Below are 9517 nucleotides of genomic sequence, written 5' to 3' on the forward strand. Positions count from 1 at the left end.
CCCGCGCCAGGCCATGCCTGGCCTTCGCTCAATCGCGGAATTCGCTGCGCGTCCCGAACGCGTGCGACAGCGTGCCGCGATCGACATATTCCAGTTCACCGCCCAGCGGCAGGCCCTGCGCCAGGCGGCTGGGCTGCACCCTGCGTGCGCGTGCCAGCTGCGCCAGGTAGTGCGCGGTGGCTTCACCTTCGACGGTGGCGCTGGTGGCGATGATCAACTCCTGCACCTCACCTTCGGCCAGGCGCTGTTCCAGCTGTTCCAGGCCCAGTTCGCGCGGGCCGATGCCATCGAGCGGCGACAGACGCCCCTGCAGCACGAAGTAGACACCGCGGAAGCCCGTCGCGTTCTCGATCGCCAGGCGGTCGGCCGGCGATTCAACCACGCACAGCTGGCTGCGCTCGCGGCTGCTGTTGGCGCAGGTCGGGCACAGCTCGGTTTCACTGAAGTCACGGCACTGCGCGCAGTGGCCGATGCGCTCCACCGCCAGCGCCAGGGTTTCGGCCAGGCGCTGGCCACCTTCGCGCTCACGCTCGAGCAGGTGGTAGGCCATGCGCTGCGCGGTCTTCTGGCCTACGCCAGGCAGCACCCGTAGTGCGTCGATCAATTGTTCAAGCAGGGGTGCGGACACGGCGGCATGCTTTGATGGCGCCGAGCAGGCTCGACGGCTACGTGTAGAGTCGAGCCATGCTCGACTGGGGGTTGGAGCCGTCGAGCAAGCTCGACGCTACGGGGCGCCTGCTGCGACAGGCGCCCCGCCAGAAATCAGAACGGCAGCTTCATGCCCGGCGGCAGCTGCATGCCAGCGGTGGCCGAGCCCATCTTCGACTTCGACTCGGCGTCGATCTTGTTCGAGGCATCGTTGAAGGCGGCGGCGATCAGGTCTTCCAGCATTTCCGGGTCGCTGGCCAGCGAGGGGTCGATGCGCACCTTGCGGCATTCCTTGGCGCCGGTCAGGGTCACGCTGACCATGCCGCCACCGGCGCTGCCGGTCACTTCGATCTTGGCGATTTCTTCCTGGGCCTTCTGCAGGTTTTCCTGCATCTTCTGGGCCTGCTGCATCAGTTGGGCGATGTTGCCGCGCATAGTGTCTTACTCGTCAAAAGAACGGATGGAATCGGAAACAACCCGGGCACCGTGCTGTTGGATCAGCACCTGCACTTCCGGATCGTCCATGAAAACAGCCTCTGCCACCTGTTGCCGCTCGCCACGCTGGCGGTCGGCACGCTGGTGCAGGGTCTCAGCCGGAACGTGTTCGATTTCCACGGTCTCGACCACGATCTTCGGCGCCTGGCCGAGGGCCTTCTCCAGCATCTCGCCCAGGGCGGCCAGCGCGCGCTCCGAACGCAGGTATTCAAATCCGGGCGAAAGGCCCAGTTTCAAGGTTCCGTGCTGGCAGCTGATGAAAGCAGCGTTCGCGGCCAACTGCCGCGACGGGCCGCTCAGGCCGCTGTTGGCGACCAGATCGAGCCAGTCCTCGGCGCTGGCCAGATCGCTGACACCTTCCAGCGGCGCGGCCTCCTGCACTGGCGCGGGTTCGACCGGCGCGATGGCGATGCCATCGGCACGGAACGGGCGCTCCAGCTCGGCAGGCGCCGCTTCGGCCGGCGCTGCTACCGGCAGGGCCGGCGGCTCGTGCCAGGGCGCAGCCATGGCGGCGTCCGGGCCGGACATCTCCGCCGCCAGCGCCTCGTCGCGGGCCGCAGCTTCGTCGGTGGCCCACGGCGGCAGGTCGTCGTTGGTCTCTGCGCTGGCGGTCGGCGGCGGCGCTTCGGCTTTTACCGGCGGCGGTGACACCGGCTCTTCCACCGGAACCGGCTCGGGCTCCGGCGTCGGGTCCGGTTCGGGTTGCGGAGCCGGCTCAGGTTCGGGTTCAGGTTCGCGCGGTGCGGCCTGCACCGGAGCGGCCACCTGCGCCACGGCGGGGCTGGCCGACGCTGCGGCGGCAGCCGGCGGCGCCTCCTGGGTACCGATTCCGCTGCCACCACCGGCAACGTTGCCACCCGCAGCACCTTCCACCGACTTCGGTACCGGCGGTACCGCTGCGGCCGGACGGAATGCCAGCATGCGCAGCACGGCCATTTCAAAGCCGGCGCGCGGGCTCGGCGCCAGCGGCAGATCGCGGCGGCCGTTCAAGGCCATCTGATACCAGAGCTGCACCACTTCCGGACGCAGGCGCTCGGCGAACGCCGTCGCGTCCAGGCCTTCGGCAGCCGCTGCGGCACCCGGTACCAGCTGCTGCACCTGGATGCGATGCAGGCCTTCGGCCAGCGCTTCCAGCACGCCGCTCCAGTCCGGCGAGAATTCGGCCAGCGCAGCCACCACCTGCAACAGGCGCGGACCATCGCCCTCGGCCAGCGCATCGAGCATGGCCGACACCTGGGTGCGGTCGACGGTGCCCAGCATGGTGCGCACCACGTCCTCACGCAGCGCGCCGCCGGCATAGGCGATCGCCTGGTCCAGCAGCGACAGGCCGTCACGCAGGCTGCCGTCGGCGGCCTTGGCCAGCTGCACGATCGCGCTGCCATCGGCTTCGATCTCTTCGGCCGCCAGGATGCGGGTCATCTGGCCCTGGATCTGATCCTCGTCCAGTCGCTTGAGGTTGAACTGCAGGCAACGGCTGAGCACGGTGACCGGCAGCTTCTGCGGATCGGTGGTGGCCAGCAGGAACTTCACATGTTCCGGCGGTTCTTCCAGCGTCTTCAGCAGCGCGTTGAACGCCGCCTTGGACAGCATGTGCACTTCGTCGATCAGGTAGACCTTGTACTTGCCGCGCGAGGGCATGTACTGCGCGTTCTCGATCACCTCGCGCACGTCATCCACGCCGGTGTTGGACGCGGCGTCGATTTCCAGCAGGTCGATGTAGCGGCCGGCGTCGATGTCCAGGCAGGCCGCGCACTGACCGCATGGGTCTGCGCTGGTGCCCTGCTCGCAGTTGAGCGACTTGGCGAAGATGCGCGCGATGGTGGTCTTGCCCACGCCGCGGGTGCCGGTGAACAGGAACGCATGGTGGACCCGGCCGCTGTCCAGCGCGTTGCTGAGCGCACGGACCACGTGTTCCTGGCCCACCAGCTCGGCAAAACGCTTCGGACGCCACTTGCGGGCAAGGACGAGATAGGACATCAGGCCACCGTTTTCCATCGGATGTTCCATTGTGCCATGCCTGTCCAGCCCCCTCGCCTCCGGCACGTCCTTCGCAGGTTCCTGACCGGGGTGCTTGTGAAGTGCCGCGCAGCCCGCTAGAATCTGCGCCCCTGCTGAGGCGTTTGCCGATGGCAGGGATCCGGAGAGGTGTCCGAGTGGTTGAAGGAGCACGCCTGGAAAGTGTGTAAGCGTCTAAACCGCGCTTCGGGGGTTCGAATCCCCCTCTCTCCGCCAGATAACTGAAAAAGGCTGCCCTTGGGGGCGGCCTTTTTCAGTTATCTGGCGCGGGACGCGAAGTGCGCTGCGCGCGCTTCGCCCCAAACGTTGCTGCGCAACCTTTGGGCCCCTCCCTTTGCCGGCCTCTCCCCGCCCCTGTCGGGGCAGCCCCTCAACAGAGGGGCTTGTTCCTCCAGATGCGCGACATGCATGGATGCACGGCCGACAATCCCCCCTTCGACGCTGTCGCAGACCGATCAGTAGACCCACGCCACGCGGGGATGCTTTTGATCGGCTTCCGCACGCTCCAGGCACCCCAAAACAAAACTGAACGAAACCTGAAAATTCGCTATGGTAGGCGCCTTCAACCGACGCCTGGCCCATTGCCCATGAGCTCGACCGACAGCGCTCACGCCGACTGCGAGAACTGCAACACCGCCCTGCAGGGCCACTACTGCCATCGCTGCGGGCAATCGGCGCACAACCCGCTCAAGCACGTGGGCCACGCCATCGAGGAAGTGTTCGAATCGTTCTGGCATCTGGATGGGCGCATCTTCCGCACGCTGCGCGATCTCTGGGTGCCCGGCCGCATCACGCAGAACTACCTCAAGGGCCGCCGGGTCGGATACGTGCAGCCCTTGCGGCTGTTCGTCATCCTCACCCTGTTTACGTTCTTCATCGGCAAGCTGTTCGTGCACGTCGACGACATCCGCATGGGCGGCGGCGATTCGCTGTACGCCAAGGCCACGACGGTTGAACAGGTCGAAGCCGCACGCACGCAACAGCTGATGATGATCGACCAACAGCAGGCCAGCTCACCCGCCACCGGCAACGCCGGCTTCGCGATGGCCAGGGCTGCGGTGAACGCGGCGGCAGCACAGCGCAGGGCCGAGCTCACCGGCACCCGCAAGGACGCCACCGCAATCGAGCCCGGCACCTTCTTCAGCCACACCGTCAACGGCAAGCCGTGGGACGCGAATAGCAATCCCATCGTCCTCAACGGCTGGCCACAGTTCGCCAACAACTGGCTCAACAAGCGCCTGCAGAACAGCAACGCCAACATCCAGCGCATGGGCGGCAAGACCGACCTGTACATGCAAGCGATCCTGACTGCACTGCCGGGCGCCCTGTTCTTCCTGATGCCGGTGTTCGCGCTGGTGCTGCGCATCGCCTACGTCCCGCGGCCAATGGGCTATCTGGAACATCTGGTGGTGGCGCTGTACAGCCATTGCTGGCTGATGATGGTGCTGCTGGCAACCTTTCTCGTCGCGGGCATCAACAGCGCGCTCGCATCTCCCGCCTTCGCCGCCGCCAGCCAATGGCTGTATGCACTGCTGTGGTTGGCGGTTCCGGTCTACCTGCTGTGGATGCAGCAACGCGTGTACGGCGGCAACAAGGCACTGACGGTGCTGCGCTACCTCGCTATCGGCGGCGTCTACCTGTTCCTGGTGAGCTTCGTGGTGATGTATGCGGTGCTGGCGGGCATTTCAGCCTGAGTGCGAGGCCTGCCGCCAATGACCGCCCCGTCGGGTGGCAGCACTCAGCCGGGTACCGATCACCCGCGCTTGATCAGTGCCCGCACGCATATACAGACAAACGTCAGCCCGATCACCGCCACCATGAGCGTCATCCCCCACAGCGCGCCGAAGGTATCGATCACCGGCTCCAGAGCCGGTTGCGCAGGTCGATACAACACGCGTACCGCCTGCCCGGGCTTGTATCCGAAGATCATGCCCCCTTGCGGATAGGAGACCTGTTCGCCCTTGTCGGTGGTGAACGCCACCTCCGGATGTGAGCCACCCGCGTTCAAGTGCTCGACATGGCCATCGGCACTCTGCGCGACCTGCAGGAATTCAAGACGATGGTTCAACTCGAAGGCGACAACGACGAGCATCAGTACACCGACCATGCCGAACAGCAGACCGCGCACGATCTCACCGGTCCGGGACAGGGGAATTTCCGGTACCACTGGTCAACTCCTTTGCGTAGGGCAAGACAAACGGGGGCGGCGGGTTCCTCCCGCACGGTCACTCCCGTCGCCCGACAGCATAGCCCAGATGCAACCAGGTCCCGCAGCACGCTATGGTGATCGCATGAGCCTTCGCGTTTACCAGCCCGCCGACGCACCCGCCTGCCTGTCGATCTTCGACAGCAACGTGCCCACCTACTTCGCGCCTGAAGAACGCAACGACTTCGAACGCTTCCTGCGCGAGCAGGCCATGGACTGCGCCTTCCAGGTGATCGAGCGCGATCACCGCGTCGTGGCCTGCGGCGGCCTGTCGCGCCGTGGCGACGGCAGCGCCGGCTTCTGTTGGGGCATGGTGCAGCGCGCGCTGCACCGGCACGGTCTGGGACGCGAACTGGCGCTGGCGCGCCTGCGCCAGGCTGAAGGCGATCCATCGATCGATCGCGTCACGCTCAGTACCAGCCAGCACACCCAGGGCTTCTATGCCGGCCTGGGCTTCCAGGTGACGCGCGTGGTGAGCGATGGCCATGGCGCCGGAATCGACGCCGTGGACATGGAACGGGTGCTGTAGCCTCGCGCAGCAGGTAGATCCACGCGGGGCGTGGATCTACCGCTGGCCTCCCCTGCTCAGAAGCCCACGCGCAGATTGATCTGGCCACCGACATCACGGCGACCATCGCCGTGCTGGCCCTGCACGAACATCGACAGCTGGCTGTTGCGGCCAAGTCCCACTGCCACGCCCACCTGGCTGACCAGTGCATTGCGCGCCATCACTGCACTGTAGACGTCGAAGGCATTGCCGCCGACCGCGAAGCGGTTGCGGCTGGCCACATCGGTGTCACCCGAAGCATGCTGCCAGCCGAGGCCGACGGTCAGTTGTGCCGGGAAGCGCTCGCCGCTGCCCACGTCCCAGCGCCCGCGAACGCCCACGGTGCTGACATTGAGCGTGTCCTTGCCGCCTTCCAGCTCCAGCGCAGCAGTGCCGCCCTGCTCCACAGCGCGATCGCTGTCGACCCAGTGCTTGGTGAACTGCACGTACGGCTGCAGTTGGGTCCTGCCGTGGGTCCAGGTCCAGCTGCCCTCCACCTGCGCGATGGTCACATCCGAATCCTGGCGGCTGTACAGGGTCTGGCCCAGCAACGGCACCTCTCGCGTGGTGCGCGTGCGGTAGTCACCGCGCGATACGCTGCCACCGACCGCAAAGCCGTTGTTCCACTGGCCCTGTGCGTAGACACCGAAGGTGTTGCCACGCAGGCGCGCCCGCGAGCTGCGATCGTACAGGCGCGTATCCAGCCGTTCATTGCCGGCCGCTGCACCCAGCACCACGTGCTCGCCCAGCTGCCAGTCCACGCCGGCCATCAGCGCATTGCGGTTGGAGCGGATCTCATCGCCGTTGCCATCGCCATCCTGCTTGAACACCTTGCCGCTGCCGGCCAACCAGGCCGAGGCGCGCTCACCACGCACGGTCGGCAGCTCACTACCCAGGCGCTGGCGGATGCCCTCTTCCAGGTAGTTGTCGTACAGCAGCACCGCGCGGCTGGCCGCATGCACTTCACCGGACAGCTGGTCGAATGCGCTGCGCGCGGTGCCGGCGTCATACATCAGCACCGTGTTGTACAGGCCCAGCGCCGGACCACTCTGCGGCAGGCTGTCCAGCGCTGCAGCGGTGTTGTACTGGTTGCGCGTGTTGGCCACCGTGGTGAACGCCGCCGTCTGCGCCACGTCGATCTGCAGGTTGGCGGTGTTGGCGGTGTAGACCGGGGTGATGGTCAGGAAGGCCGACGGCGAGGTCGCCGAGGCGAACTGCCCGCTTACACCACCGCCCGCATTGACCACGGTGTACTGCTGGCCCTGCTGGTAGCTGGTACTCGGCGAAATCGTGTTCACCTGCACGCTGCTGCCACCCACGTTGGCACTGCCCCCCACTTGCACCGTATCGCTGCCGGTGGCGCCCAGATCGATGCCCAGCGTGCTGCCCGGCGACAGGGTGAGATTGCCACCCACGGTGATCGTACCGGTGCCGTTGCCCGCACCACTGCCGTTGCCTGGGCCATTGCCCGGCGACAGCACGCCGCCGCTGGACACCGTCACCCCGCCGCCTGTGCCACCAATGGTGCCGGTGCCGGACAGCGTGGTTCCGCTGCCGATGGTCCACTGGCCGCCGATAGTGCCGGTGACATTCAGACCACCGCCGGTGACCTGGCCGGTGCCGCTGAAACCACCGCTGTTGCCGCCGAGATTCAGCCCGCCCGGACCTGCCTGCACGATGCTGCCGCCACCGCTGATGGTGCCGCCCAGCGTGGTGGTGCCACCGGTGTTGATGACCAGGCCACCGTTGTTGGTGATGTTGCCGGTGATGGAACCGCTGGCCCCACCGTTGCCGACCTGCACGGTGCCGCCCGCATTGATGGTGGTGCCGCCGGTGTAGGTGTTGTTTCCGGTAAGCGTAATGGTGCCGTTGCCAGCCTGGGTCAGGCCACCGCTGCCACTGATGGTGCCACCCACGGTGGTGTTGCCACCCACGTTGAACACAAGGCTGCCGTTGTTGCTGACGTTGCCGGCGATCGATCCGCTCGCGCCGCCGTTGCCGACCTGCAGCGTGCCGCCGGTGTTGATGGTGGTGCCGCCGGTGTAGGTGTTGTTGCCGCCCAGGATCAGCGTGCCGCTGCCGGCCTGGGTCAGGCCGCCGCTGCCACTGATGGCGCCGCCGACGGTGGTGTTGCCACCCACGTTGAACACCAGGCTGCCGTTGTTGGTCACACTGCCGCCGATCGCACCGGTGGCGCCGCCATTGCCGACCTGCAGGGTACCGCCGGCGTTGATGGTGGTCGGGCCGGTATAGGTGTTGTTGCCGGTCACGGTCAGCGTGCCGCTGCCGGCCTGGGTCAGGCCGCCACTGCCGCNTGTTGATGGTGGTGCCGCCGGTGTAGGTGTTGTTTCCGGTAAGCGTAATGGTGCCGTTGCCAGCCTGGGTCAGGCCACCGCTGCCACTGATGGTGCCACCCACGGTGGTGTTGCCACCCACGTTGAACACAAGGCTGCCGTTGTTGCTGACGTTGCCGGCGATCGATCCGCTCGCGCCGCCGTTGCCGACCTGCAGCGTGCCGCCGGTGTTGATGGTGGTGCCGCCGGTGTAGGTGTTGTTGCCGCCCAGGATCAGCGTGCCGCTGCCGGCCTGGGTCAGGCCGCCGCTGCCACTGATGGCGCCGCCGACGGTGGTGTTGCCACCCACGTTGAACACCAGGCTGCCGTTGTTGGTCACACTGCCGCCGATCGCACCGGTGGCGCCGCCATTGCCGACCTGCAGGGTACCGCCGGCGTTGATGGTGGTCGGGCCGGTATAGGTGTTGTTGCCGGTCACGGTCAGCGTGCCGCTGCCGGCCTGGGTCAGGCCGCCGCTGCCACTGATGGCGCCGCCGACGGTGGTGTTGCCACCCACGTTGAACACCAGGCTGCCGTTGTTGGTCACACTGCCGCCGATCGCACCGGTGGCGCCGCCATTGCCGACCTGCAGGGTACCGCCGGCGTTGATGGTGGTCGGGCCGGTATAGGTGTTGTTGCCGGTCACGGTCAGCGTGCCGCTGCCGGCCTGGGTCAGGCCGCCACTGCCGCTGATGGTGCCGCCCAGCGTGGTGTTGCCGGCCACGTTGGACAGCAACGTGCCATTGTTGGTGACATCGCCAACGATCAAGCCCGTCGCACCGCCGTTGCCCAGCTGCAGCGTGCCGCCGGCATTGATGGTGGTACCGCCGGTGTAGGTGTTGGTGCCGGTCAGCAGCAGCGTACCGCTACCGGCCTGGGTCAGGCCGCCAGTGCCGCTGATGGTGCCGCCCAGCGCGGTGTTGCCGGCCACGTTGGAAATCAACGCACCATTGTTGGTGATGTCGCCGGCGATGGCGCCGGTTGCCCCGCCGTTGCCGACCTGCAGCGTGCCGCCGGCATTGATGGTGGTACCGCCGGTGTAGCTGTTGTTGCCGACCAGGGTCAGCACGCCGCTGCCCGCCTGGGTCAGGCCACCACTGCCACTGATCGCGCCACCGACAGTGGTGTTGCCCGCCACGTCGAAGACCAGGCTGCCGTTGTTGGCGACGTTGCCGGTGATGGCACCGGTGGCGCCGCCATTGCCGACCTGCAGCGTGCCGCCGGCGTTGATGGTGGTGCCGCCGGTATAGGTGTTGTTGCCGGTCAGCACCA

General features: G+C 66.8%; 7 protein-coding genes, 1 tRNA gene and 2 pseudogenes. 3 read left to right on the forward strand and 7 right to left on the reverse strand.

Going from position 1 to position 9517, the window contains the following annotated elements; translation table 11 throughout:
• Window positions 1–28 precede the first annotated feature (28 nt).
• The 3 genes from recR to dnaX form a co-directional block, all read right to left on the reverse strand.
• Window positions 29–628 carry a recombination mediator RecR gene (recR, locus tag D5301_RS18485; RefSeq protein ID WP_110711279.1) on the reverse strand — a complete coding sequence of 200 codons (600 nt, stop codon included), beginning with the start codon at window positions 626–628 and terminating at the stop codon, window positions 29–31.
• A 134-nt stretch (window positions 629–762) separates the two neighbouring features.
• Window positions 763–1083, reverse strand: a complete 321-nt coding sequence (locus tag D5301_RS18490; RefSeq protein ID WP_004154630.1) for a YbaB/EbfC family nucleoid-associated protein — start codon at window positions 1081–1083, stop codon at window positions 763–765.
• 6 nt (window positions 1084–1089) lie between these two features.
• Entirely contained in the window at window positions 1090–3138 is a 2049-nt protein-coding gene (gene dnaX / locus D5301_RS18495) for a DNA polymerase III subunit gamma/tau (RefSeq protein ID WP_153856514.1), read from the reverse strand.
• Window positions 3139–3282: 144 nt separating this feature from the next.
• Here dnaX and D5301_RS18500 point away from each other — a divergent pair.
• Together D5301_RS18500 and D5301_RS18505 are read left to right on the forward strand one after the other, a co-directional pair.
• A tRNA-Ser gene (locus D5301_RS18500) sits at window positions 3283–3375 on the forward strand.
• 371 nt (window positions 3376–3746) lie between these two features.
• A complete protein-coding gene (locus tag D5301_RS18505; protein WP_153856515.1) occupies window positions 3747–4853 on the forward strand; it encodes a DUF3667 domain-containing protein in 1107 nt (368 codons plus the stop codon).
• Between the two features lie 59 nt (window positions 4854–4912).
• On the opposite strand, the gene D5301_RS18510 is transcribed toward D5301_RS18505, so the two are convergent.
• A complete protein-coding gene (locus D5301_RS18510) occupies window positions 4913–5287 on the reverse strand; it encodes a DUF3592 domain-containing protein (RefSeq protein ID WP_324187347.1) in 375 nt (124 codons plus the stop codon).
• Between the two features lie 163 nt (window positions 5288–5450).
• Here D5301_RS18510 and D5301_RS18515 point away from each other — a divergent pair, with 163 nt between their 5' ends.
• Window positions 5451–5894: a GNAT family N-acetyltransferase gene (locus tag D5301_RS18515; RefSeq protein WP_153856516.1), complete on the forward strand. Its 444-nt coding sequence runs from the start codon at window positions 5451–5453 to the stop codon at window positions 5892–5894.
• Window positions 5895–5950: 56 nt separating this feature from the next.
• Here the strand turns inward: D5301_RS18515 and D5301_RS24400 are convergent, their stop codons facing one another.
• From D5301_RS24400 to D5301_RS24410, 3 genes and pseudogenes are all read right to left on the reverse strand, one after another.
• Window positions 5951–8182: an autotransporter domain-containing protein gene (locus D5301_RS24400; protein WP_324187348.1), complete on the reverse strand. Its 2232-nt coding sequence runs from the start codon at window positions 8180–8182 to the stop codon at window positions 5951–5953.
• 26 nt (window positions 8183–8208) lie between these two features.
• Window positions 8209–8268: pseudogene (locus tag D5301_RS24405) on the reverse strand (hypothetical protein); the annotation flags it as partial.
• A pseudogene (locus D5301_RS24410) lies at window positions 8262–9515 on the reverse strand (autotransporter-associated beta strand repeat-containing protein); the annotation flags it as partial. The pseudogenes D5301_RS24410 and D5301_RS24405, both read right to left, overlap by 7 nt.
• Window positions 9516–9517: the final 2 nt, after the last annotated feature.

The organism is Stenotrophomonas sp. MH181796, assembly GCF_009659995.1.
GTDB lineage: Bacteria > Pseudomonadota > Gammaproteobacteria > Xanthomonadales > Xanthomonadaceae > Stenotrophomonas > Stenotrophomonas riyadhensis.